Raw genomic sequence first — 24,858 nt, 5'->3', positions numbered from 1 at the left:
GCGCTAGCCGTGCGCCGGCACGTCGGCCCCATCCGCTGAATACTGTTTGATCTTGTTACGCATGGTGCGGACGGAGACGCCAAGCACGCGGGCGGCGTGGGTGCGGTTGCCGTCGCAGCGCGCCAGCGTCTGTAGCATCAGTTCGCGTTCGACCTCATGGACAGTCGCGCCGATCAGCATCGTCACGACCTCGCTGGGATCTGACGAGGGCGCAAACATGTCCATTTCAGCCGGCGAATCGTCACGCGGGCGGCGAAGGGACTCGTAAAGGGATTCCTGGATCATGGGTATCTCCCGATCAACGCCTGCTTCGTTGCGCGAAGCAACAACATCGAGAACGAACAGCCCCCAGCCGTTGCGTTGCGGCAGGTTGGGCGCGATTGGTTAACGAAAGGTTAATCCATGGGTACCATTGGGTGTATCGCCGGGATTTTGCAACAAAGAAAGTCGGTTTGTCTGCGCTCGGCGCCTTGGAACCCGGCATGTCGATAAGCGCACAGAATCCGCGCTAGATATTGGCACCGCGGTTATAGGCTTCGATCAGCTGGTTATAGTCGCGCAGCAGCCGAGCAGGGGAGCCCTCGACCGTCCAGGCGATCGACAGGCCCCCGGGGCGTTCACCTAGGTAACACCCATTCTCATTAAATAAGACTTTACGCCTAGGCTTAAAATCTTTATTATGGCCTCGAATGAGAGGAGGATGCAATGAATGCTCTGTTAGATTTCAAGCGTGGCCTGTTCTTCATGGCGGACGAACTCAGCGATATCAAAAGGGAGCTGATTTTCAGGCGGTTGCTCCGCTTGACTATCAAAGCTGGCTACAAGGATGATCAGGATCGGGATGAGCTTGGTAGGTGGACTAGCGAGGGAGGCGTCACGGTCGAGACTTCTGATGGATTCCTTACGGGAATTCCAAGTATCGATGAAACCTCCCAGGCTCTAAGCGATACGCTGGTTAGCGTTATGGAGACGTTGGAGTATCTGCCAACGATGAGTGCATCTCAGTACGGAATCGCTGTTCATGCCGCGTTCGGTGCGGCGGTGAGCCTACAAGATTTGCCCGGTGTCGGGGATATCGAACGAAGCTTCAGTCTTGACGCCGTAGATCCGACTTATGGCATGGCCGGAACGATCAGGACCGATTTGACCCTTCGCGATATTCAGGGCGACGTCATTGCGATCTACGATGTAAAAACCGGCAATGCGAGGATGTCTTCCGCCAGGGCAGATGAGCTTCGCGAAATGACGCGGTCATCGCCCAATACGCCCGTGTTTGAGCTGAATGTCGTTCGAGGGGTTTCTCGAAAGTCGCGTGGTGCAATGTCCCGGTGTACGATCCGCATCGTGTCGTTTTGCTCTAACTAAGCTTGGAGGAACAACAGAATGTCGATGGAAATATATGTTCTTTCCGAACTCCGCCTCGTTTCGATCCAGGAATGGCAAAGGTCAATCGATGCCACAGGAGTTTCAATGAAGCTGTCGACCGGGACGCCATTCGCTAAATTGCGAGGGGCGCTGCCTGTTTTATTAGATCGCAAACCTTCACACTTCGAATGCGATCACTGGGATGTGAAAGATTTCGTCCGTACTTATCCTGACGTTCAGTCTGGCCATCGAAGTAAATATGCTCTCGCGATACGTTGGGGGGCAGATGCCGATACCGCATCCTCCGCTTATAGTGCCGCGGCTGGTTATGCCCGAGCAACTGGTGGTTTTATATTCGATTGCCAAGAAGGGGCCGTGATTTCGTTGGAACGCGCCATCGAAATTGCCGATGAATTGAAACACAGTGGGCCTGCAATAGAGGCTGCTGTGCGCACAGTTATGCAACGGTTCAGACGAGGTAAATGACCACCAATTTACCCGCTGGGGAATTTCACGGGCAGTGTTTGTGAAAATTCATCTCTCCGACAACAGAAAAGCCGGGCAATCGCCCGGCCTTTGGTGTTTGTTGTTCGGTCACTAACTCAGGGTAAGGAGGCGTCTTACAACGCCTTATTACTCTCCTTCACAGCCTCGGCCTGCACATAGACCTGCTGGCCCATGTCCTTGAACTTCTGGCTCATGCTGGCCATGCCGTCCTCGATCACGCCAGACATCGACATGCCCATCGTCGCTGTGCCGCCGAGGTTCAGTGCGGCTTTCTCGTTGTCGCCGAGGGTCGCCGCGTAGTCGCGCACGTCCTGCGTGATCTTCATCGAGCAGAACTTCGGTCCACACATCGAGCAGAAATGCGCGACCTTGTGGGCGTCCTTCGGCAGCGTCTCGTCGTGATAGGCGACGGCGGTTTCCGGGTCCAAGCCGAGATTGAACTGATCCTGCCAGCGGAAATCAAAACGGGCGCGTGACAGCGCGTCGTCGCGCATCTGCGCGGCGGGATGGCCTTTGGCAAGATCCGAGGCATGCGCTGAGATCTTGTAGGTGATCACGCCGACCTTGACGTCGTCGCGGTTGGGCAGGCCGAGATGCTCCTTCGGCGTCACGTAGCACAGCATCGAACAGCCGAACCAGCCGATCATGGCGGCGCCGATGCCCGAGGTGATGTGGTCGTAGCCCGGCGCGATGTCGGTGGTCAGTGGCCCCAGGGTGTAGAACGGCGCTTCGCCGCATTCCTTGAGCTGCTTGTCCATGTTGATCTTGATCTTGTGCAGCGGCACATGGCCGGGGCCTTCGATCATCACCTGGCAGCCCTTCGCCCATGCCACCTTGGTGAGTTCGCCCAAGGTTTCGAGTTCGGCGAACTGGGCGCGGTCGTTGGCATCCGCGATCGAGCCGGGACGCAACCCGTCGCCGAGCGAGAACGACACGTCATACTTGCGCATGATGTCGCAGATTTCCTCGAAGTGGGTGTAGAGGAAGCTCTCCTGGTGATGCGCCAGGCACCACTTGGCCATGATCGAGCCGCCGCGCGAGACGATGCCGGTGACGCGGTTGGCGGTGAGATGGATGTAGGCCAGCCGGACGCCGGCATGAATGGTGAAGTAGTCGACGCCCTGTTCGCACTGCTCAATCAGGGTGTCCTTGTAAAGCTCCCAGGTCAGCTTGACCGGATCGCCGTCGCACTTCTCCAGTGCCTGATAGATCGGCACGGTGCCGATCGGGATCGGCGCATTGCGCAGGATCCATTCACGGGTGGTGTGGATGTTGCGGCCCGTCGAGAGGTCCATCACAGTGTCGGCACCCCAGCGGATCGCCCACACCATCTTGTCGACTTCTTCCTCGACCGACGAGGTCACGGCGGAGTTGCCGATATTGGCATTGATCTTGGTGAGGAAGTTGCGGCCGATGATCATCGGCTCCAACTCGGCGTGGTTAATATTGCAGGGGATGATGGCGCGGCCGCGCGCGATTTCCGAGCGCACGAATTCCGGCGTGACGAACAGCGGCACTTCGGCACCGAAGCTCTCGCCATCGGCGCGCGCGGCCTCGGCGCGCTCGAGCTGGACCTTGCGGCCGAGGTTCTCGCGCTCGGCGACGTAGATCATTTCCTTGGTGATGATGCCGGCGCGGGCGAACTCATATTGCGTGATCATGTGATCGCCGGTGCCGCGCAGCGGCTTGTGATAGGCCTTGAACGACTTCGCAGCATGCGCTGCGCCGACATTGCCGTTGTCTTCCGGCTTGATCTCGCGGCCCTGATATTCCTCGACGCCGCCGCGTTCCTTGACCCAATCGAGACGCGCGCGGGACAGCCCGTTATTGACGTCGATCAGCACGTCCGGATCGGTATAGGGACCCGACGTGTCATAGACCGGCAGGTTCGGCTCGCCGGCGCCTTCCGAGAGAATGATCTCGCGCAGCGGCACGCGCAGGTCCGGCGCGCTCTCCGGGATCGCGTAGATCTTGCGCGACGAGGGCAGGTTGCCGGTGGTGACGGCGGGCAGGGTGGTGTCGGGATTGGAGCGGATGTTCATGGACTAATCCTCCGTTGTCGTTCTTGAAATGTCAGGCGGCTTTGGCGGATGCGCCAAGCCATTGATGGACGCGAGCGTCCGGGTCTGCGTGTTGGGTGACGTCGCTGACGACGGCGATGGAATCCGCGCCAGCGGCAAAGATCTCTGCGGCTTGTTCGAACTTGATGCCGCCGATCGCCACCAGCGGCAGCGTGCCGATGCGCTTCTTCCAGACCGAGATTTTCGGAATGCCCTGCGGCGCGAAGCGCATGGATTTCAGCGTGGTGAAGAAGATCGGCCCGAGCGCGACGTAATCCGGCTTCGCGCTTAATGCGGTTTCAAGTTCGTCCTCGTCATGGGTCGAGAGGCCCAGCGTGATGCCGGCCTTGCGGATCGCGGCAACATCGGCCTCGGCCAGATCTTCCTGGCCGAGATGCAGATGCTGCGCCTTGAGGTCGATGGCGACGCGCCAGTAGTCGTTGACCACCAGCTTCGTCTTGGTGCCGTTGGTCACGGTCAGCGCCTCGCGAAACAGCGTGGTCGCCGCTGCGTCGTCGAGATCCTTGGCGCGAAGCTGCACGGTGCCGACGCCCAGCTGCGTGAGGCGCTTCACCCACGCTACGGTGTCGACGACGGGATAGAAACGGTCAGGATACGGCATGCCAGAACGGTGTCCCGATGACTGGAGTGGAAGGAGAAGCGAAATCGCGCGCGCCCATCAGGCCGGCCTCGAAGCCGGTGCGGCCGGCCTCGACGGCGAGGCGGAAGGCATTGGCCATGGCGACGGGATCGGCCGCCTTGGCGACGGCGGTGTTGAGCAGCACGGCGTCATAGCCGAGCTCAAGCGCTTCGGCGGCATGTGACGGCGCGCCCAAGCCGGCATCGACAACGAGCGTGATATCCGGCAGGCGGTCGCGCATCAGCTTCAGTGCGTCGGCATTGATGATGCCGCGTGCGCTGCCGATCGGTGCCGCCCATGGCATCACCACCTTGCAGCCGGCATCCACCAGACGCATCGCGACGCTGAGATCCTCGGTGCAATAGGGGAACACCTCGAAGCCGTCCTTGATCAGGATATCGGCGGCTTCGACGAGACCAACCACGTCGGGCTGCAGCGTGTCATTGTCGGCGATCACCTCGAGCTTGATCCAGGACGTGCCGAACAATTCGCGCGCGAGCTTTCCGGTCGTGACTGCCTCGCGCACGCTGCGGCAGCCCGCGGTGTTGGGCAGCACGGTGACGTCGAGTTCTCTAATCAGCGACCAGAACGCATCGCCGGTCTTGCCGCCGGCGGATTCACGCCGCAGCGACACGGTGACGATGCCGGCGCCGGAGGCGCGGATCGCGTCCTGCATGATCGCGGGTGACGGATAGAGCGCCGATCCGATCAGCAGGCGTGACTTAAACTCTTTGCCGTAGAAATTCACCATGAACTCGCTCCATGGTTTGCGTGCTCCCTCCCCCCTTGCGGGGGAGGGTTGGGGAGGGGGGTAGAGCCAGGCGAGAGCGTCGCGGTAAGAGTCCCTTTGTGGACCCCCGCCCCCGACCCCTTCCCGCAAGGGGGAGGGGAGCACAGCGGCCTTTGCGAATTGATCACGTCAAGGAGGTGCACGTTCTCACCCTCCCTGCCGTGGCGTGATGATCTCGATCTCGTCGCCTGCCTTGAGTGGCGTCTGCGCCCATGCGCTGCGTGGCACCACGTCGAAATTCAGCGCAATGGCACAGTGCGTGCCTTCGTAGTCCAGTTCCTGCAGCAGCGCACCGACATGCGACGCCTCGATCTCGCGGTGCTCGCCATTGACGATCACTTGCATTGCATCACCTCATTATCGATCTCGCCCCGCTTGATATAGTTGAGCGTCAGCTCCGCCAGCGCAGGCGCCAGCAGGAAGCCGTGGCGATAGAGGCCGTTCACCGCAATCGTGTTCTTGTCGATCGCAATGCGCGGCAGGTTGTCGGGAAAGGCCGGACGAAGTCCCGAGCCGAATTCGAGAATGCGCGCTTCGGCAAAGGCCGGATGCACCGCATAGGCAGCGCCGAGCAGTTCGAGCGCGGAGCGCACGCTGACGTCGGTATCCTCGCCCTCGATGGAAGTCGCGCCGAGCATGAAGCGGTTGTCCGCGCGAGGGATCACGTAAAGCGGCCAGCGCGGATGCATCAGGCGGATCGGGCGCGACAGCTGTACTTCATCTGTCTCGACGATGATGATTTCGCCCTTGACGCCGCGCAGCTTCGGCGTGCTGGCATCATCACGTGCCGCAAGCCCGCGGCAATCGATCACCAGACCGTCGAGATCTTTCGGCTGCTGCTCGCTGTTGTATTTGATGATGCCGCCGGCGGCGCTAATCCGGGCGTGGAGTTGCGGCAGCACGCGGCGCGGCTCCACATGCCCTTCGCCGGGATAGAACAGCCCGTCGCGAAACCGTCCTTCGAGCGACGGCTCGATCTCGGCGACGCCTGCTGCATCCAGCCGCGTATGGCCGGAGGTCATCTTGGCGAAGCGTTCGAAATCGGCGCGGTCCCGCGCATGTGCAACGACCAGCGAGCCATTGAACGGTGTGTCGGGGAGTTCCTCGCGCCACAGATCGAGTGCACGTAGGCCGAGGCGGGAGACCACAGGCTCGGAGACTTCGGCTTCGCACCAAGGCGCCAGCATGCCGCCGGCCCAATGGCTGGTGGCGTCGCGCATGCTGGCATCGCTGCGCTCATGCAGAGTCACGGCGTGACCGGCCTTGGCCAGCATCAACGCCTGCCAAGCGCCGGCAATGCCAGCGCCAATCACTGATATCGATTGACCCGCCACGGGAGAGTCCCCGCGCGGAGATTGCGTAGTCTGAAACATCCCTGTCCCTTCGCCGGCATGACCCGGATCAGGTTCAAAGGGTCACCGCGGTCTCGCGCGTCTCTTCCGGAACAGGAAAAGTGCAAGCTTGCGGTATCTCAGCTCCTCGTCGGAGCCCCCCTCGGAACGACTCTAATGTAAACCTATGGATGGGCGTGTCAACGCGGCCCCGTCTCGTCGTGAGTGCGGGACTTGCCTATCGCGGTTCGCCAGTTGTTATCCAGGCTGGCATATCAGGGGAAAGATCGCGATTTTCCCGAAAAATTCTGATTTTTCGCTCCTGCTCGGACAGAAAAATTAGTCTGGCTTCGCGGCCGATTTCTCGATGATAGGAACCCGTCTGAACGCCGTAGAACAAGAAAAGAGAGAACAGAAAAACACTAAAGCCGACCAAAGATCGATTTTTCACGTCGATACCGAATAGGTAAATATTGAGGCCACCGACGAGCGTGAGGACTGCCGGAATGATCGTCCCGACCGCGGGAGAGCGGCTGACGCCAGTCAGGTATCCTGCGACAAAGGCAACTAGCGAAATCGGCAGCGCAAATCCGATTCCAACAGGCAGGTTGGCTCGCAGTTTTGTTGAGTAGGGCAGTAAGGAGTTCTGCAGAGAGAAGACGAACGCAAAGAGAGCGCCCGCTAGTGCACCGAAAATGAGAGGCTGCGAAATGACCGCAAAGAACGAGCTGGTGCCAAATTCAAGCATCAGATTGCGTTTTCGAACCGCTTAGACTTGGACCACGGCATGTTTGCTGTTGGTGGGCCCATGTTGATGGGACAAAGACCTTGAGCAAAGCAGTCGCTCAGCTGCTTCTTTCTTGCGACATCGAATTTTTCCGAGAACGATGCTGCACAAATTTCTTGGCAAAGTTGTTTCGCGTCCTTCTGGAGCGGGCCTTTTGCCGGTCCGGGCTCGGTCGCGAATGACGGGGTGACAACCATTAAACAAAGGGCAAAGGCCAACCGACCATACATAGAATCATCTCCCGAATTTCGAAGATGCTTGCTTTTAATATCCGTACAAAATCAACTTAAAGTAGCATTTTAGCTTGAATAACGCCAGCGAAAAGCAGTGATATCTTCACGTTACCAATACTTATATGCGTGAACGCAGTGATCGGTGCATGTGTTGGCCGACCCCGATTTCAATGCGGCGGGACTTACGGCTTCAAAGCTTGGGCGTTGGCATTAGCCGCGTTCTGCAGGTGCAGGCGCTCGGCATCCTTGGCGAAGAGTGGCTGATGCGGCGGCGCGGAAACCTCGCGGCGCTGGCGCTTGGCGGCATAGTAGTAGCCGCCGGCATAGTAGGACACCGCGCGGTTGTGATTGCCGTTCGCGGCGCGATAGGCGCCAGCGAGATATTTCACCGCGTAAGTGAGATTGGTGTTGGGATCGCGGAGGCCTTCGGCGGTGCCGGTGTAGCCAACGCCGCGCGCGGTCGCGAGCTTGATCTGCATCAGGCCGATGGTGCCGCCGCGGCCGATCAGATTGGGATGATACTTGCTTTCGCGCACGATCACACGATGCACCAGCGCCTCGGGCACGCCATTGGCCTGGGCATGGGTGGCAACCATGGCGTCGTAGTCGGCACGCTGCTGCGCGGATGCCAGTTGCGGAAGAGCGGCAACAGCCAGAATCGTCGCCAAGGACAGAGAAATACGTTTCATGAATGGTCTCGAAAACTTCGTTCTCCGCCTGTAGCGGAGGCAGCCTTTCAGACGGCCTAAACCATCCGATTCAATTATCCGAGATGAGGGCTCGAATTGAGTCTTTCTGTAGGCCAGATTCGCGAGTTCCGCCCGATATTTACCCCAAATTATGCCCTCTCGTGATTTGCTGCGGTATTCCGGCGCTTTTCTTGCGACTTTCCAGGGGCATGCCGCGCATGACGATGTCCGCCACCCATTCCTCCGAGGCCCGCAAGACGATGCACGGGCTGCTCCCGCTCTGGGTGGGGATTGCGGTCTATACGCTGTGGCTCGCGGCGGGCAACGCCCTCCTGAGAGATCCGGATGCGTATTGGCAGATCGCAGTCGGGCAGTGGATTCTCGATCACCATGCGGTGCCGACGACCGATATCTACTCGTTCACGATGTACGGCCAGCCATGGATCTCGACCCAGTGGCTGTCTCAGGTCCTCTACGCGGTCGCCTATGCCGGCGCGGGCTGGACCGGCGTGGTGGTGCTTGCTGTCGCTGCGCTGGCTGTGACAATGGCGCTGTTGGCGCGCTTTCTCGATAAGCGCCTGCCGGCCACGGTGACGATCATTTTCGTCGCGACGGCTCTCGCGCTGATGGCGGGGCATGTTGTTGCGCGGCCGCATCTGCTGGCGATGCCGGTGATGGTGGCATGGGTCGCCGGTCTCGTGAATGCGATGGATCGCAGGAGTGTGCCATCCTTCTGGCTGCTGCCGCTGATGGCGCTTTGGGCCAACCTGCATGGCGGCTTCATTCTCGGATTGGCGCTGATCGGCCCGATCGGGATCGATGCGATCTGGCATGCACCGAAGACGATGCAGCGCGCGCTGCTGCTGCGCTGGGCGCTGTTCGGCATTGCCGCGTTGGCAGCAAGTTGCGTGACGCCTTATGGCTGGGACTCGCTGCTGGCGTCGCGTCGCATTCTCAATCTCGGTGAAGCGCTGGCGCTGATCGGCGAATGGCGGCCTGCGAATTTCAATCATGCCGGGCCTCTGGAACTGACCGTGCTGGCAGCGTTCGCGCTGGCGCTGTGGCGCGGAATCACGCTGCCGCCGATGCGCATCGTGCTCGTGATCGGCTTCGTGTTCATGGCGCTCAGTCACGTGCGCAACGCCGAAGTGCTGGCGCTGCTGGCGCCGATGGTCTTGGCGACGCCGCTTGGCCAACAAATCGGTGGACCTCAGATGCCGGCGGCCAATCATGTATCGCCGTCGCGGCATCTGCTGTTCGCGGGGATCGCGATCTGCCTGATTGCCGGAACGTTCGTACTGGCGTCCGTGCAGCGCTACATGCCGCTCGAGGCGGCTGCGCCCGCGAAGGCGGTGACTGAACTCCAGAAGCTCAAGCTCCGCCGCGTGTTCAACGATTACGACTTCGGCGGCTATCTGATCGCGCGTGGGGTGCCGACCTTCATCGATGGCCGTACCGAATTGTTCGGGACGAAGCTGATGGTCGACCACAACAATGCCAGCGGTCTAATCGAGCCTAACAATCTGTTCCGGCTGCTGAAGGACTACGACATCGAGGCGACCTTGCTGCGAACCCAAAGCGCGGCGACCAAGCTGCTCGATCGCGTCGATGGTTGGGAGAAGGTCTATAGCGATGACATCGCTACGATCCATCTGCGCAAGCCGGGTGCGGTCCACAGCGTTGCACCTGCGGTGAAGGCGAACTGAGCGCTACGCTGCGGCTCTGTCCGTATCGCGTGCCGGCAGCGTGATGCGGACGATCAGGCCACGCGGCTGGCGATCCAGCAGTGTCAATTCGCCGCCATGGGCCAACGTTACGGCGCGGGCGATCGACAGGCCGAGGCCGAAGCCGGCAGCTTCATGATCCATGTTGCGGGCGTCGTCGCCGCGTACGAAGGGCTGCAGCATCGCGCTCTTTTGTGCGTCCGAAATGCCAGGACCGTCATCGGTGACGTCGATGATGGCGCCGCCCTCGGACATCGTCAGAGAGATATTCGCTTCCGAGCCGAACTTCACGGCGTTCTCGACCAGGTTGGTCACTGCGCGATGGAGATCGTCGGGCCGGGCCATCGCCATGGCGTGGGACGGGCCCTGATAGGTCACCATATGCCCGATGTCGGCAAACTGGTCGGCGATCAGCTGCAGGGTTGTGGCGATATCCGTCAGCGTCATCTCTTCCAGCCGACGGTCGTTGCGCAGGAATGACAGCACGGCTTCGAGCATCGATCGCATCTGATCGAGGTCACGCAGCATGTGGCGGCGATGGCCGTCGTCCTCGATGAATTCCGAACGGAGACGCAGCCGCGTAATCGGCGTACGCAAATCATGGCTGATGGCGGCGAGCATCTTGGTGCGGTCGTCAATCAGCGTGCCGATGCGCTCGCGCATCCGATTCAGCGCGCGTGCCACCGAGCGAATTTCTTCGGGGCCGCGCTCGGGCAGGGGCTCAGCCGAGCCGTTCAGGCTGAACTCTTCTGCTGCCTTGGCAAAGGCCGAAAGCGGCGCGGACAGCATGCGGGCCGCCCACAGGCCCAGCAGCGTCAGGCTGATCACCACGAACAGAAACGTCAGAACCCAAGGACCGCCCAGAAAGAAGCCTGGTCGTCGCTCCGGTAGACTACTGAAGGAGAACATGTCGCCGTCCGGGAGGGTGACCCCGATCCGGTCCGGCGCGCCACCGATCGTCAGCAGTCGCGCGTCGGAACCAAGCAGCCGGCGTAAGCTGTGACGCGGATAGTCGGGGCCATCGTCGGTCGTGATCGTTGCATCCCGAGGGACTGGCCGGATGTCGAATTTGGGAAAGGCGTTTTTCAAATTGACCAGAAGTTCCGGGCGATCGGCGATCGGTGTCGCCTTCAGCAAGCGAACGATCGCGATCAACTCGCCGTGGCCACGATCCCGCTCTTGATCATTCGGGTCCGGCCTCATCAACGTGAACAGCAGCGAGAGAACGATGTGGATCGCCACGATCGACATCACCACCAGGGCGGTGATCTGGCCGCTGATCCGACGCAGATTGAGGACGCTGAACATCTCGATGAAACTAGTTGGTCGTCGCCGTTGCGACCGCTTCCACCGTCGGCGTAAACATGTAGCCGCCCGAACGCACCGTCTTGATCATTTGCGCGTCCTGCGGGTCGACCTCGATCTTGCGGCGGATACGGCTGACCAGCACGTCGATGCTGCGTTCGAATGAGCCGGCGCTGCGGCCCTGCGTGAGATCGAGCAGGCTGTCGCGCGACAGTACCCGACCGGAGCGTTCGACAAAGGCGCGCAGCAGATCGAATTCGGCCGAGGTCATGGCGACGCGCGCGCCTTCGGGATTACGCAATTCGCGCAGGCGCAGGTCGATCTGCCAGCCTGCGAATGACAGCGCCGTGGCGTTCGGCGTGGCGCTGGCATTGAGCGCCGTGGCCTGTCGGCGCAGCACCGCATTGATGCGTGCGAGCAGTTCGCGCGGATTGAAGGGCTTTGGCAGGTAGTCGTCGGCGCCCATTTCGAGGCCGAGGATGCGGTCCACGTCTTCGCCACGCGCCGTCAGCATGATGATCGGCAGTTGCGACTCGGCGCGCACCTTGCGGCACAGGCTGAGGCCGTCTTCGCCGGGCAGCATCACGTCGAGGATCAGCAGGTCGACACGGGTGTCGGCCATCACCTTTTCCATCTCGCGCCCGTCGGCAGCGGTGGTGACGTTGCAGGAATTGGTACGCAGATACTTCGCGATCAGCGTACGGGTTTCGCGGTCGTCTTCTACGACCAGGATGTTCGGTACGTTTGCCATGCGAACTCTTTTGGCCGGGATCGGCGCGGGCTGCAGAAGTTTTTTGTTTCGGACTATTGCTGGTGGCTGGGGCGCAACAAACCGCAACATGTCAGCAAGGCAATAACAAGACCTCGTTAAGAAGGTTAACCGCAAGTTGCGAGCACTAAGCAAGCACCTTGGAGCAGATCATGACCTCTATCTCGGCTGCGTCCAGCAGTTCCTACCAATCCCCCCTTCAGAAACTGCAGCAGGAGCTGCAGGCCGAGCTTTCCTCCGGAAAGATCAGCAGCGGCGATCAGGATGCGCTGTCCTCTGCTTTAACCGATATCGACTCGTCGCTGCAGGCCGACCGTTCGAGCCAGAGCAGCGACAGCCGGCCGTCGCCGGACGAGATGAAATCGAAGATCGACGATCTCATCAGTGCCCAGGTGTCCAGCGGCAAGCTGACCTCCGACCAGGCCACCGAATTGCAGGGCGTGTTCCAGTCGGCCTTCGCCGATGGCGGTCCGGGTGGAGCAGGCGGCGCTCGCGGTGCCGGTGGTCCATCTCCCGGCGGGGGACCCGGCGGCCCACCGCCGTCGGATAGCGCCGATAGTACCGACAGCACCGATGATACGGACAGTGCGACCAGTATCTCCGATATCATGAAGCAGTTCCTGGACTCGCTGAAGCAATCGCTGGAGGCCTCGTCTTCAAGCTCCTACAGCGCGAGCGGCACCAGCGCTACAGCATCCAGCAGCAAGGCGTCATTCACCGCCCTGCTGATCGACTACCAGACCTGATACGAAGACCGCGACGCTTACGACCAGGCTGACGCCACCATCTTTCCCGCAAGGGAAAGGTGGTGGTTTCTTTTGTGCAGGTCACTTTCGCGCTATTGCCGGAACAAGGAACACGTCCGGGCATTGTTACCCCTTCAATTGATTTATGGAGGCGACAATGACTCCCGACGTCATGACGAAGCCGCATAGCCTGATTGCGAGCGACCGGATCGAGGGAACGGCGGTACGACGTCCGAATGGCGAACGCATCGGTCATATCGAACGTCTGATGATCGACAAGATCAGCGGCAAAGTGTCCTACGCGATTCTGAGCTTCGGCGGCTTTCTCGGTCTCGGTTCGAATCTGCTGCCGCTGCCTTGGGCGCGGCTGACCTTCAATCGCACGCTCGACGCGTATCAACTTGATATCAGCGAAGAGGAATTGCGCAGCGCGCCGTCATTCACCGAGAAACGCGAGTTCGACTGGGGCGACAGGTCGCAGGAAGAAGCGCTGCATCGCCACTACGGCGTCGCACCCTATTGGGGCGAATTCTAACGACCAATTTCGGTGGAACCGGAACAGTCATTGTACCTCCGCGTTGGTTTTGGACGACCCACAACGACAGGAGGAACATATGTTCAAGAAATACATGACGGCTGGTATCGTTGGTTCGGCGTTGCTGGCAACCGCAGCTTTCGCGCAGAGCCCGAGCGCAACTACGACAACCACAGCCCCGGCAGCTGCGCCGGTCACCGCATCTGATACGACGTTCAATGGCAACTGGCGTACATCGAAGGTGGTCGGTCTGAGCGTATATAACGAAGCCAATGAGAGCCTCGGCTCGATCAACGATCTCCTGACCGACAAGCAGGGAAACATCAAGGCGGTGGTGATTGGCGTCGGTGGTTTCCTCGGTGTCGGCGAACGCCTGATCGCCGTGCCTTATGACAAGATCAAATTCGTGAACGAGCCGGTCGCAACAATGGCGTCTTCAACTGGCGGTTCGTCGGGCATGAAGTCGACCTCGCCCCCAAGCGGCATGACCACGGGTGCAGCCACCTCGGGTGCAGCTCCCGCAGCCGCCAAGGCTAATCCTTGGTACCCCGACCATGCCGTGCTCAGCGGCGCCAGCAAGGATCAATTGAAGGCGATGCCTGAGTTCAAGTATGCGATGTAAGGCCTTTTGCGTCACGTTGTGACAACGCGAGCCAAGAACCAGTAAGCTGACGATAAGGGCGCGCCCGTTTTGCGGGTGCGCTCTTCACCGCGTCATCGCGTTGAATCTACAGCCCCGGCAACGCCGTCACATTCACATTGATGGCGCCATCGGCTTCCGCGATCACCCGGAGTGTTTTGGAATCGAAGGCGATCCCGCCAAGGCGGAGGCTGCTGATCTCGGCGCCGACGCGGATGCCGTTTTCGTTCTTCTGGAAATCTGCGATGACGGCGGCGATCTTCTTTTGCGCGTTCGAGGCAAAAGGCTTCAGATCGATGGTCGCTCGTTCGGCCAGCGTCTTCTGGAGCAACGGCATAGCTGCACGTGCTGCCGCGCCGAGCAGGCCAAAGGCCGCTTCTGATTCAACGGCAAGTTCCAGATCGGTAAAGCGCAGCGTCTGTGCCGCTTGATCGAGCGCAGGCTTGCCCCAGACATGGACGGTTGCTTCGCCGCCAAGACCGAACCAGCTCTGCTTCTCCTTGGCATTCACCAGCAACGAGATGAGCAGGCGGTCGCCGGATGCCGAGACAGTTGCCTTCTTCACCGTCACTGCGACCGCGCCGGAATTGTCTTCCGGGAATGTCTTGCCGACGAGTTGCGCCTCGATGATCTTGTTCAGTTCAGTGAAAGGCATGTCCACGGGCACACCGATGCTGAGTTTGCCGGGGCCGGGCGGCACGATGGCGAGTGTGGCGGGGAACGGACAATTTGGCTGCGTCTGTGTTGAGGTCACGCGTGTTTCGGCCTCGACGCCGAGTGTCAGCGTCAAATTGCTGGCATCGATGCGCGGCTGGGCGGCGACGGCACGCGTCGGCTTCAGTTCGATGAACAGGTTCTGCAATGCGCTCGCACCTTGCAGCGGGATCGACCGGCAGAGTTTGGCCCATTCGCGCCGGGCATTCTGTTCGAAAGCGGGATCGTTGCGCAGGCGTTGCTGCAGGGCGATGATCTGCTCGTTGACAGCATTGTCGATCATCGGCTTGACCTGCGCGGGCACATTGATGCGGGCACCGGCGACCGCGACATTGGTATCGCCGAGTGTCACCTGCGCGGCCAGGTTCGGGTCGATCCGCCAGTTCGGGGTCAGCCGGGGCTGCGCCGAGACCACCACATTGCCGCGGATTTCCGCATTGGCATTGACGTTCTTGATGTTGATGTTGCCAAGCTGCTTGGCAACATTGCCGCCAAGCAGGTTGCCGAGCGCGCCGCCCAGCGCATCGCGCACATTCGTCGAGATGGCGCCGGTGACATTGAGCGCGCCGGTCAGCGGCGCGGACATGGTCAGCGTGTCCTGCGCGCCGGTCGCCGCGATAGGACCGCGTGCGGCGGTCCACTTGATATCGGCATCCTGCAGCAATTGCTGTACGGGATTGTCAGCCGTGCCGTTGAAGCTGCGCGGTGCGCCGCGGTCTGCGGCATCGCGGATCGCGGTGAGTGCAATGGCGACCGGCGCGATGATGCTTGAACTGCGTGCGGGTGAGGGTGGCAGTGGCGGCAATGCGACCAGCACCGGCGCCGATCCGGTGCCGCGCGGAGCCACATAGTCCATCACCTTGAGTGCGACCATGAAAAAGACGGCGACCAGCACCGCGCCGATGAGAATTGGTTTCAGACGCATGATGTCCCCGCTCGAAAACGCGGGGACATTACAATGCTGTGGTGACGCGCGCCAGTTAGGAGCCGCGCCTCAGATTAGCCACGCTTGCCGCTTGCGCTGTCTGCACGGCGATCCATCGGCAGCACGACGACCTTGGTGCCGACTGTGACGCGGGAATACAGATCCGAGACGTCCTGATTGGTGAGGCGGATGCAGCCGGACGACACCTGCGTGCCGATGGTCTCCGGCATATTGGTCCCGTGGATGCGATAGATGGTGCCGCCGAGATACATGGCACGGGCGCCAAGCGGGTTGCCGGGGCCGCCGGCCATGTGGCGTGGCAGATAGGGCTGGCGTGCGATCATTTCAGCCGGCGGGGTCCATGCCGGCCATTCGGCCTTGCGAGTCACGGTTTGTACGCCGGACCATGTGAAACCATCGCGGCCGACGCCGATGCCGTAGCGGAGCGCCTGACCGTTGCCGAGCACGTAATACAGATAGGTGTTCGGCGTATCGACGATGATCGTGCCGGCGGCCTCGCGGGTCGGATAGTTGACGATCTGCCGCCTGAAGCGCGCGGGCTGTTCGATGGCAGAGCGCTCGTCATCCATCTGCGGCGACTGCACATAGGGCGCAGGCTCGCTCTGGACCGGCGGCGCCATGAAGAACGGAAACAGCGGCAGCGGCGTTGCGGCTGCCGGATGGGCAAAGGAGAATGCGCCGGCAAGGAGCGCGCCGATTGCGACGGCAGCGCGGCGAATTTTTCGTTCGAAAGAAGCGAGGGTGATCATGGGAATCTCCGTTTGAGCGCCTGTGAATGAGCGCCCGTTCGGCGCCTCGTTGGCAGGAGATGTACCCAGCGGCCGTTTCAGGAGATTTGCGTCAATTCTGCAAAACGGTTTCGTCGCGGCGGGGAAATGTGTCGTCGCGGGGGGAGGCGGACAACATTGTTGCACCGGGAATGACCGCCGGCGCGCTGATTTGAATCAAGCGCGCCGGGCTTCAGTGGTCACTCGTTAACGGTGGTATCCGGGCGCCAGGTCAGCAGCCGGTTTTCGATCATGGTCAGGATCCATTCGGCCAGCAGCGCCACGATCGCGATAACGATCATCGCGGCGAACACGCCGTTGGAATCGAACGAGCCCTGTGCGGTCGCGATCAGCAGGCCCATGCCTTCGCGGGCGCCCAAAAACTCTCCGACGATGGCACCGACCAGCGCGAAGCCGAACGAGACATGCAGGCTGGCGAGAATCCAGGACAGCGCCGAAGGCAGCACCACAGCGCGGGTCATCTGCCAGTTGCTGGCGCCGAGGATGCGTGCATTGGCGATCAGGTTCTTGTCAGCCTCGCGTACGCCCTGGAAGGCATTGGCGAACACCACGAAGAACACCATCACGACGGCTAGCGCGATCTTCGATGCCGCGCCAAGGCCGAGGGCGACGATGAAGATCGAGCCGAGCACGACGCGTGGGATCGAATTCGCGACCTTGATGTAGATCGAGAACACGTCTGACAGCAGTTGGTTACGCCCCAGCGCGATGCCGCACAGGATGCCCATGGCGGAGCCAATCAGGAAGCCGGCGCCAGCCTCATAGATTGTCACCCAAATCTGCTTCCACAGCGGGCCGATGGAGGTGCCGTTCTCGGTCCAGTCGATCAGCTTGGTGACGATGCCGGATGGCTGGCCGAAGAAGAACGGATCGATCACGCCGAGGCGGACGCCGAATTCCCAGCCGCCGATCAGGAATACGAGAACGGCAAGCCGCAGCGCCAGCACCAGGCGCTGATGGCGGCGCAGGCGCTGCACGGCGGTCTCGATGCGGCCGTCAGTGGCGAGGGGGGCGGTCACTGTTGTCTCGGTCATGTCAGTGTCCTGCCCGGGCGCGCAACACTTCCTCGCGCAGGTCGTCAGAGATCTTTCGCGCAATGGCGATGAAACGTTCGTCGTAGCGCAGCGTCGCGACATCGCGTGGACGCGGCAGGTCGATGGTGTGGACGGACTTCACGCGCGCCGGTCGTGTGGTCAGCACCGCGACGCGATCGGCGAGCAGGATGGCTTCGTCGAGATCGTGGGTGACGAACAGCACCGCCGATTTCGCCTGCGCCCAGAGCTGCAGCAATTCCTCCTGCATCAGTTCGCGGGTCTGCACGTCGAGCGCGGAGAATGGCTCGTCCATCAGCAGCACCTGCGGATTGTTGATGAAAGTCTGCGCCAGCGCCACGCGCTTGCGCATGCCGCCGGAGAGCTGATGCGGATGATGATGTTCGAAGCCCTTCAGGCCGACACGAATGATCCAGTCGCGCGCGGTGGCCTCTGCCTTGTCTTTCGCCACGCCACGAAACAGCGGCCCGGCCATGACATTGCCGAGCACGTCGCGCCACGGAAACACTGCATCCTGCTGGAACACGAAGCCAACGCGCCGATCAACACCGGTCACCGGCGCATCGAACAATGTGACTTCGCCGCCTTGCGGGCGGGCGAGGCCGGCGATCAGTCCCAGCGTCGTCGACTTGCCGCAGCCGGTCGGGCCCACCACGGCCATGAATTCACCGGGCGCGATGGTGAGGTCGAAATCCTCCAGCGCGGAGAGAACGTCACCCGAAGGCGTGACGAAGCGGCGCGCGACGTTCTTCAGCGCGACGGCGGAGGGCGATGCAATTGCTGACATGCTCAGTTCGTCGCGTTGGCTTTGACCACGAAATCCGTGGTGTAGGTCTTGGCGAGGTCGATGGTCTTGCCCTTGAGGTTGGGCGAGAAGCTGTTCAGCACGCTCAGCACCGATTCCGGCGCACCCGCTGGCATCATGCCGTCCACGGAGTATTGCGGCTTGCCTTCGCGCAGACCCTGCACATAGAGATCGAGTTCGCCGGCATAATAGTCCTTCGGCATTTGAGCTGCGATTTCCTCGGGCGAGTGGGTATTCATCCACTTCAGCGTCTTCACGAAGGCATTGACGACCTTCTGTGCCGTCTCCTTGTTCGCTTCCATCCAGGCGCGGTCCATATAGAGACACGCGGCCGGATAATCGCCGCCAAGTGCAGCGCGGGTGCTTTCCGGCGTCCGCAGATCGATGCCGACTTTGGCCGTGCCGTTCTTCACCGCGCGCGCCACCGTCGGCTCCGTGGTCATGCCGGAAACGATCTTGCCCTGCTGCATGGAAGCGAGGAACGTATCGCCGGCGCCGACCGGCACCAGCGTGTAGTCCTGCATCTTCAGCCCCGCTTTGGCGGCGAGCGCGCGGGTCAGGAAGTCGGTGGCAGAGCCGAGGCCGGTGACGCCAAGCGCCTGGCCCTTCCAGTTGGCGGGATCCTTCAGCTTGTCCGCATCGGCGGCCTTCACCAGCACGACTTCGCCAGGCGCGATCGCGAATTGCACCACTGAGGTGATGAATTTGCCCTTGGATTGCAGGTCGATGGTGTGATCGTAGAAGCCGACCACGCCTTGCACTTCGCGGGCGAGCAAAGCGGTCGCCGCCTGCGAGCCGGAGGTGGAGTTGAACAGTTCGACGTCGAGCCCCTGTTCCTTGAAGAAGCCGAGCTGCGCTGCCAGTTTCGCCGGCAGATAGATCTGCTTGTCGATACCGCCAACCATGATCTTGATCGGGGTTTGCGCTGCAGCGGGGGCTGCAAGTGCAGCGGCGAGTGATACAGCCGCAATGGTTGCGGCAAAGAATTTGCGCATGGACGTTTCCTGACTTCTGAATTTGGCGCTGGTCTACTGCGCGGGCGGTCATCCCGGTCCACGCGCAAGCGCTCGCAACGGGGGCATCAGGCAAGGCCTGCGTCAAACTGTCAATCGGCTATTGGCAGGTCACAACAGCAAAAAGCGCCCGCTCGGGAGAGCGGACGCCATAGGTGAGAAAGCTTCATGGGATTAGGGCTCTACAGCACGCCAAATACGATAGCGCCGACGAAGGCGATTGCCGCATAGGCGGCCACAACGCTCAGTTGGCCGAACATAGTCATGGGAACCCTCCCTTTGACGTTGTCGCGCGGAGTAACGCGAAAGCTGGCAGTCCGTTCCCGCAGAAAAGAGAAGGAAGTCGACCAACTGCTGCCGTAGCGGTACGAGCGTCGGCAACATGGTAAATCAAACGTGAATTCAATGCGTTGAAGAGTCTTTAAAACATTTCGACCACCTTGCGCGAATGACGCGCAGAGTTCGTTTGTATCTCGTCGGCTCCGTCGTCCTTGTTTCGCTTGCGGGTTGCGGACGCGGTCTGTTTCAGACCCAGGAACGTGAACCATGGCGTGCCGAGGCAGAAGTCGCATGTCTCAAATCCGGCACGGTGAAAGAGGGCGCTGATCTCGTTCGGATCAACCCGATTTCCGGGCCCGGTGTCTGCGGCGCTGAATTTCCCTTGAAGGTCGCAGCCCTCGGCGAGGCCAGCAGCAGCTATGGTTTTGCCGATGAAACCTTGCGGCCGCCTGGCGGCATTAGCGGTGCAAGCCAGCCGCGTTGGCCGGTGCAGCAGCAGCCACAAGCCATGGCGCGCCCCGCCAGCAGCTATCCGAATTCCTATCCGCAAGCTGCCGCGCCGCAGCAGCCATCTTATGGCGGTTCCTCTTACGGCGGCGCACCCAATAACGGACCGATCTCGCTAAACGCGCCGGGCGTGCCGCCGGACAATGAAGACGAAATCGAATTGCCGCCGGAAGGTTCGCCGCAGACGATGCGCGCGCCGCAGCAAGAGCAGCCGCGCGCGCCTTACGGCCGCTATAGTTCAGGTGTGCAGCAGAGCCAGCCGCCGCAGGACTATGCCCCACAGCGTCTTGGACCGGGACAGGGCAATGTCACGGGCTCGGTCGGCCCCGTCGTCGTGAAACCGACGGCGACGCTGGCCTGTCCGATCGTCTCGGCACTCGACAAGTGGCTCGCGGAGTCCGTGCAGCCGGCAGCGATGCGCTGGTTCGGCGTCCGCGTCGCCGAGATCAAGCAGATCTCCGCTTATTCGTGCCGCGGCATGAACGGCAATTCGCGCGCGCATATTTCCGAGCATGCGTTCGGCAATGCGCTCGATATCTCCGCCTTCGTCCTCGCCGATGGTCGCAGTGTCTCGGTGAAGGCAGGCTGGAAGGGCATGCCGGAAGAGCAGGGCTTCCTGCGCGACATCCAGGGCGGCGCGTGCCAAGTCTTCAACACCGTGCTGGCGCCGGGCTCCAACGTCTATCACTACGATCACATTCACGTGGATCTGATGCGCCGGCCCAAGCGCCCGGTGATCTGTCAGCCGGCGGCCGTGTCGGGCGAGGAGATTGCCGCTCGCGCGCAAAGTCGCAATCCCTATGCCGGGCGCAACAGCAATGACTACGGCGGCGTGACCGGCTCGATCGGGCGCACGGCCAAGAAGTCGACGCGCAAATCGCCTGACGACGAGGACTTCTACGAGAACGAATAAGCTAGCGCGTCAGATGCGGTAGGCCGCGAGGAACATCCGCACCGCACTGTCGACGACCTTGTCGATCTCCGCGCGCGTCGGTGTCGGCTTGGCCTGGAAGATGAAGGGCTGAAACAGCGTCGCCTGGCAGGACATCATGAATTGCGCGGCGGCCAGTTCGGTATCCTTGATTTCCAGTTCCTTCGCAGCGACGCGGGCATCGAGATAGGTCGCGACCTGCCGGATCGCGTGTGCCAACACCGCTTCATAAAAGCGTTTGCCGACATCGGGCATGCGCTCCGCGATGGCCATCACGGTACGGATCGCCGAGCCGCCGCCGGGCCGACACAGCAACTGGATATAGGCGCGGCCGAACTCGCCGAGCGTGGTCACAGCATCGCGTTCCGGATCGAGATTGAAGACAGCTTTGCCCTGCTCGAGCTTCTCCTGCTCGACGATCGACTCAAACAGCGCGCTCTTGTCGGTGAAATAGACGTAGAGCGTGCCCTTGGAGACGCCGGCGGCACGTGCGATCTCGCCCATGCTGGCGCCGTCGAAGCCCAGATCCAGGAAGACTTTTCGCGCACCGTCGAGAATTTGGCGGCGCTTGGCGCTGTCTTCCTCGCCGACAGGCGAGAGGGGGGCAGGGTGGGAGGCAACCATTCGTTCAGCCTGTTCGATGAATCAGCGGGATATCGCCCGCGATGAAACCGGAATAACGCGAAATCGTGATGAACTGACCAAACTCTATCTTGACCGAACCGTTCGGTCAATTTACATATTGCCGCAGCAAGCGGGGACCCGGCATGTCCGATGGTGTCCGCATTCTCACGTTTGAGGAGGCCGGAATGGCCGGACCACGCGACCAGGCTGCCCGTATCATTCGCCCCGAAGGCGAGACTGACAGCGCGCCGGTACGCGTCGTGTCGCCCGCAGCGGATGAACCCGCAGCCCGCGGTCCTGCGGATGCGCCCGCACCTGAACAGCCCGCCACAGCAGCACCGGCCGCGACCGCGCAGACCGCTGCTCCAAAATCCGGCAAGAAGAAAAAAGTGCTGCTCGGTGTCGGCGCGCTGCTCGCCGTCGCAGGCGTCTATTATGGCGTGAACTATTATCTGGTCGGCCGCTTCATCGTCTCGACCGACGACGCCTATGTCCGCGCCAGCAACACCACGCTGGGTGCGCGCGTATCGGGCCACATCGCGCAGATCCTGCCGGGCGACAACGTCGCGGTGAAGGCCGGCGAGGTGATCTTCAGGATCGATGACGGCGACTATCGCATCGCCGTCGATGCCGCCAAGCGCAAGATCGACACCCAGAAGGCCACCATCGAACGGATCGGCCGTCAGGTCGGCGCGCAGGAAAGCGCCGTCGAGCAGGCGCAGGCCCAACTCGCATCGGCCGATGCGGCTGCCAATCGCGCCTCGCTTGAATTCGACCGTCAGGAAACGCTGAGCAAGCAGGGTTTTGCCTCGCGCTCGGTCTACGAGACCTCGCAGTCGAACCGTGATCAGACCTCGGCTGCCGTCAAGGCCGCGAAGGCATCCGTCGACTCCGCCAAAAGCAGCGTCGAAGTGACAAAGGCGCAGCAGAACGAAGCGCGTGCGCAGCTCGCCGAATTGCAGAGCGCGCTGGACAAGGCCGTGCGTGATCTCGACTTCACCACCGTGAAGTCGCCGGTGGATGGCATCTTTTCGAACCGCCTCGTGTCGACCGGCGATTTCATCAGCGCCGGCCAGCGTCTCGGCAATGTCGTGCCGCTCAACGACGTCTATATCGATGCCAATTTCAAGGAGACGCAGCTGCGCCGCCTGAAGCCGGGTCAGCCGGTCTCGATCGAGCTCGATGCCGATAGCAGCCGCGCCATCGAAGGCACGGTGGAAAGCCTCGCGCCGGCCGCCGGCTCGGTATTCACGCTGCTGCCGCCGGATAACGCCACCGGCAACTTCACCAAGATCGTGCAGCGCGTGCCTGTACGTCTCAGGGTGCCGGCTGACGTCGCCAAGGAAAACCTGCTGCGCGCCGGCATGTCGGTCTATGTCCGCGTCAATACCAAGCCGGGTGCAGAGCCCGCGCGCTAAGTCAGGGCAAGCAGATGTCCACGACAACCACCGTGTCAGGCGCACCGCCGGCCGCTCCGGCTGCGGACTATGTCGCGCCGAAACGCCTGATCGCGTTTCTGATCATGGTGTTCGGCATGTTCATGTCGATCCTGGACATCCAGATCGTCTCGGCCTCGCTGTCTGAAATCCAGGCCGGATTGTCCGCGTCGTCCAGCGAAGTCTCCTGGGTGCAGACGGCCTATCTGATCGCGGAAGTGATCGCGATCCCGCTGTCCGGTTTCCTCTCGCGCGCGCTCGGCACACGCTTGTTGTTCGCCATCTCCGCCGCCGGATTCACCTTCGCCAGCCTGATGTGCGGTTTCACCTCGTCGATCGAGCAGATGATCCTGTGGCGTGCGATCCAGGGTTTCCTCGGCGCCGGCATGATCCCGACGGTGTTCGCCTCGGCCTATACGGTGTTTCCGCGCTCCAAATTCCACATCGTCGGCCCGATCATCGGTCTCGTCGCGACGCTGGCGCCGACCATCGGACCCACGGTGGGCGGCTACATCACCGATGCGCTGTCATGGCACTGGCTGTTCTTCATCAACGTGGTGCCGGGCATCGGCATCACCATCGGCGTGCTCGCGCTGGTGGATTTCGACGAGCCGCATTTCGAACTGCTCGATCATTTCGACTGGTGGGGCCTCGGCTTCATGGCGGGTTTCCTCGGTTCGCTGGAATATGTGCTGGAAGAGGGGCCGCGTAACGACTGGTTCCAGGACACGTCAATTGCGATCTTCGCGGTGATCTGCCTGCTGTCGGCCATCGCATTTTTCTGGCGCGTGCTGACGGCGCGGGAGCCCATCGTCGACATCCGTGCCTTCACGGATCGCAATTTCGCGCTGGGCTGTCTGTTCTCATTCTGCGTCGGCATCGGGCTCTACGGCCTGACCTATCTCTATCCGCGTTATCTCGCGGAGATCCGCGGCTACAGCGCGCTGATGATCGGCGAGACCATGTTCGTCTCGGGCGTGGCGATGTTCCTGACGGCGCCGCTGGTGGCGCGTCTGATGCAGAAGATCGACATGCGCTATCTCATCATGGCGGGATTGGTGCTGTTCGCTGCGGGCACATGGCAGATGACATGGGTTACGCGCGATTTCGATTTCTACGAACTGCTCTTGCCACAGATCCTGCGCGGCATCGGCATGATGATGGCCATGGTGCCGATCAACAACATCGCGCTCGGCACGCTGGCGCCGCAGATGCTGAAGAACGCTTCCGGCCTGTTCAACCTGACGCGCAACCTTGGCGGGGCGCTCGGCCTCGCGCTGATCAACACCGTGCTCGATCACCGCACCGACTTCCACATCACCCGGCTGCACGACAAGGTCACCTGGGGCAATGCGCAGGCGGTCGAAATGCTCAATATGTTCACCCAGAAGTTCCAAGGCATGGGCGACGCGTCGCGCATGGCCATGAAGCAGCTGTCGCAGATCGTGCATCGTCAGGCCGTGGTGATGAGCTTTGGCGACGCGTTCTTCGCGCTGTCGGTGTTCTATGTCGGTCTCAGCCTCATGGTGATGCTGCTGAACAAGCCCAGCAATCCCGCGGCTGCAGGCGGCGGACACTAGAGCGTTTTCGAGCGAAGTGGATGCCGGTTCGCGTCAAGAAAACGCGTCAAAACAAAAAGCTA

25 protein-coding genes and 1 riboswitch are annotated in these 24,858 nt (G+C 61.4%); of the genes, 9 read left to right on the top strand and 16 right to left on the bottom strand.

Annotated elements, in window-relative coordinates; all coding sequences use genetic code 11:
- Positions 1-3: 3 nt before the first annotated feature.
- Positions 4-225: a helix-turn-helix domain-containing protein gene (locus LPB73_RS16820; protein ID WP_089267375.1), complete on the bottom strand. Its 222-nt coding sequence runs from the start codon at positions 223-225 to the stop codon at positions 4-6.
- A gap of 480 nt (positions 226-705) precedes the next feature.
- Between LPB73_RS16820 and LPB73_RS16815 the strand changes: the two genes are divergently transcribed.
- Both LPB73_RS16815 and LPB73_RS16810 read left to right on the top strand, forming a co-directional pair.
- Positions 706-1,365 carry a hypothetical protein gene (locus LPB73_RS16815; RefSeq protein ID WP_231077601.1) on the top strand — a complete coding sequence of 220 codons (660 nt, stop codon included), beginning with the start codon at positions 706-708 and terminating at the stop codon, positions 1,363-1,365.
- Between the two features lie 105 nt (positions 1,366-1,470).
- On the top strand, positions 1,471-1,851 hold the full coding sequence (locus LPB73_RS16810) for a hypothetical protein (RefSeq protein ID WP_231077600.1): 381 nt from the start codon (positions 1,471-1,473) through the stop codon (positions 1,849-1,851).
- Between the two features lie 134 nt (positions 1,852-1,985).
- On the opposite strand, the gene thiC is transcribed toward LPB73_RS16810, so the two are convergent.
- The 7 genes from thiC to LPB73_RS16775 form a co-directional block, all read right to left on the bottom strand.
- Positions 1,986-3,914: a phosphomethylpyrimidine synthase ThiC gene (gene thiC, locus LPB73_RS16805; RefSeq protein WP_231077599.1), complete on the bottom strand. Its 1,929-nt coding sequence runs from the start codon at positions 3,912-3,914 to the stop codon at positions 1,986-1,988.
- A 31-nt stretch (positions 3,915-3,945) separates the two neighbouring features.
- Positions 3,946-4,554: a thiamine phosphate synthase gene (locus tag LPB73_RS16800; RefSeq protein WP_231077598.1), complete on the bottom strand. Its 609-nt coding sequence runs from the start codon at positions 4,552-4,554 to the stop codon at positions 3,946-3,948.
- Positions 4,541-5,323, bottom strand: a complete 783-nt coding sequence (locus LPB73_RS16795) for a thiazole synthase (RefSeq protein WP_231077597.1) — start codon at positions 5,321-5,323, stop codon at positions 4,541-4,543. Before LPB73_RS16795 ends, LPB73_RS16800 begins: the two co-directional genes overlap by 14 nt.
- 186 nt (positions 5,324-5,509) lie before the next feature.
- Positions 5,510-5,707, bottom strand: a complete 198-nt coding sequence (gene thiS, locus LPB73_RS16790) for a sulfur carrier protein ThiS (RefSeq protein WP_068732274.1) — start codon at positions 5,705-5,707, stop codon at positions 5,510-5,512.
- On the bottom strand, positions 5,698-6,735 hold the full coding sequence (locus LPB73_RS16785; protein ID WP_231077596.1) for an FAD-dependent oxidoreductase: 1,038 nt from the start codon (positions 6,733-6,735) through the stop codon (positions 5,698-5,700). Before LPB73_RS16785 ends, thiS begins: the two co-directional genes overlap by 10 nt.
- A riboswitch (TPP riboswitch) is annotated at positions 6,723-6,867 on the bottom strand. It overlaps the preceding gene by 13 nt.
- A gap of 64 nt (positions 6,868-6,931) precedes the next feature.
- Positions 6,932-7,441, bottom strand: coding sequence for a hypothetical protein (locus LPB73_RS16780; RefSeq protein WP_231077595.1), 510 nt, complete (start codon positions 7,439-7,441; stop codon positions 6,932-6,934).
- A 454-nt stretch (positions 7,442-7,895) separates the two neighbouring features.
- Entirely contained in the window at positions 7,896-8,402 is a 507-nt protein-coding gene (locus LPB73_RS16775) for a lytic transglycosylase domain-containing protein (RefSeq protein WP_093760568.1), read from the bottom strand.
- 218 nt (positions 8,403-8,620) lie between these two features.
- Between LPB73_RS16775 and LPB73_RS16770 the strand changes: the two genes are divergently transcribed.
- Entirely contained in the window at positions 8,621-10,108 is a 1,488-nt protein-coding gene (locus tag LPB73_RS16770; protein ID WP_231077594.1) for a hypothetical protein, read from the top strand.
- A gap of 3 nt (positions 10,109-10,111) precedes the next feature.
- On the opposite strand, the gene LPB73_RS16765 is transcribed toward LPB73_RS16770, so the two are convergent.
- Together LPB73_RS16765 and LPB73_RS16760 are read right to left on the bottom strand one after the other, a co-directional pair.
- Positions 10,112-11,434, bottom strand: coding sequence for an ATP-binding protein (locus LPB73_RS16765; RefSeq protein ID WP_231077593.1), 1,323 nt, complete (start codon positions 11,432-11,434; stop codon positions 10,112-10,114).
- A gap of 10 nt (positions 11,435-11,444) precedes the next feature.
- Positions 11,445-12,182: a response regulator gene (locus tag LPB73_RS16760; RefSeq protein WP_093760564.1), complete on the bottom strand. Its 738-nt coding sequence runs from the start codon at positions 12,180-12,182 to the stop codon at positions 11,445-11,447.
- Between the two features lie 170 nt (positions 12,183-12,352).
- Here LPB73_RS16760 and LPB73_RS16755 point away from each other — a divergent pair, with 170 nt between their 5' ends.
- The 3 genes from LPB73_RS16755 to LPB73_RS16745 all read left to right on the top strand — a co-directional run bounded on the left by LPB73_RS16755 (position 12,353) and on the right by LPB73_RS16745 (position 14,103).
- Positions 12,353-12,946 (top strand): hypothetical protein, encoded by a 594-nt coding sequence (locus tag LPB73_RS16755; protein WP_231077592.1) that lies wholly within the window; start codon positions 12,353-12,355, stop codon positions 12,944-12,946.
- A 157-nt stretch (positions 12,947-13,103) separates the two neighbouring features.
- Positions 13,104-13,481: a PRC-barrel domain-containing protein gene (locus LPB73_RS16750; RefSeq protein WP_120289287.1), complete on the top strand. Its 378-nt coding sequence runs from the start codon at positions 13,104-13,106 to the stop codon at positions 13,479-13,481.
- Between the two features lie 79 nt (positions 13,482-13,560).
- Entirely contained in the window at positions 13,561-14,103 is a 543-nt protein-coding gene (locus tag LPB73_RS16745) for a PRC-barrel domain-containing protein (RefSeq protein WP_175367198.1), read from the top strand.
- 106 nt (positions 14,104-14,209) lie between these two features.
- On the opposite strand, the gene LPB73_RS16740 is transcribed toward LPB73_RS16745, so the two are convergent.
- From LPB73_RS16740 to LPB73_RS16720, 5 genes are all read right to left on the bottom strand, one after another.
- Positions 14,210-15,760: a DUF4403 family protein gene (locus LPB73_RS16740; RefSeq protein ID WP_231077591.1), complete on the bottom strand. Its 1,551-nt coding sequence runs from the start codon at positions 15,758-15,760 to the stop codon at positions 14,210-14,212.
- A 74-nt stretch (positions 15,761-15,834) separates the two neighbouring features.
- A complete protein-coding gene (locus tag LPB73_RS16735; protein WP_089267363.1) occupies positions 15,835-16,530 on the bottom strand; it encodes a L,D-transpeptidase in 696 nt (231 codons plus the stop codon).
- A gap of 218 nt (positions 16,531-16,748) precedes the next feature.
- Complete coding sequence (locus LPB73_RS16730) at positions 16,749-17,603, bottom strand: ABC transporter permease (RefSeq protein WP_231077590.1); 855 nt, start codon at positions 17,601-17,603, stop codon at positions 16,749-16,751.
- Between the two features lies 1 nt (position 17,604).
- Entirely contained in the window at positions 17,605-18,408 is an 804-nt protein-coding gene (locus LPB73_RS16725) for an ABC transporter ATP-binding protein (RefSeq protein ID WP_231077589.1), read from the bottom strand.
- A gap of 2 nt (positions 18,409-18,410) precedes the next feature.
- Positions 18,411-19,421, bottom strand: a complete 1,011-nt coding sequence (locus tag LPB73_RS16720) for an ABC transporter substrate-binding protein (RefSeq protein ID WP_089267360.1) — start codon at positions 19,419-19,421, stop codon at positions 18,411-18,413.
- A 466-nt stretch (positions 19,422-19,887) separates the two neighbouring features.
- On the opposite strand from LPB73_RS16720, the gene LPB73_RS16715 reads away from it, so the two are divergent.
- Positions 19,888-21,138, top strand: a complete 1,251-nt coding sequence (locus LPB73_RS16715) for an extensin family protein (protein ID WP_231077588.1) — start codon at positions 19,888-19,890, stop codon at positions 21,136-21,138.
- Positions 21,139-21,147: 9 nt separating this feature from the next.
- On the opposite strand, the gene LPB73_RS16710 is transcribed toward LPB73_RS16715, so the two are convergent.
- The gene (locus LPB73_RS16710) at positions 21,148-21,780 is read right to left on the bottom strand and encodes a TetR/AcrR family transcriptional regulator (RefSeq protein WP_068732302.1); all 633 of its coding nucleotides are present in this window, start codon (positions 21,778-21,780) and stop codon (positions 21,148-21,150) included.
- A gap of 185 nt (positions 21,781-21,965) precedes the next feature.
- On the opposite strand from LPB73_RS16710, the gene LPB73_RS16705 reads away from it, so the two are divergent.
- On the top strand, positions 21,966-23,198 hold the full coding sequence (locus LPB73_RS16705; protein WP_231077587.1) for an HlyD family secretion protein: 1,233 nt from the start codon (positions 21,966-21,968) through the stop codon (positions 23,196-23,198).
- A gap of 14 nt (positions 23,199-23,212) precedes the next feature.
- A complete protein-coding gene (locus LPB73_RS16700; RefSeq protein WP_231077586.1) occupies positions 23,213-24,796 on the top strand; it encodes a DHA2 family efflux MFS transporter permease subunit in 1,584 nt (527 codons plus the stop codon).
- Positions 24,797-24,858 lie beyond the last annotated feature (62 nt).

It is taken from the genome of Tardiphaga sp. 37S4, from assembly GCF_021044645.1.
In the GTDB taxonomy this organism is placed as follows: domain Bacteria; phylum Pseudomonadota; class Alphaproteobacteria; order Rhizobiales; family Xanthobacteraceae; genus Tardiphaga; species Tardiphaga robiniae.
This window is presented reverse-complemented; position numbering and strand designations above follow the sequence as displayed.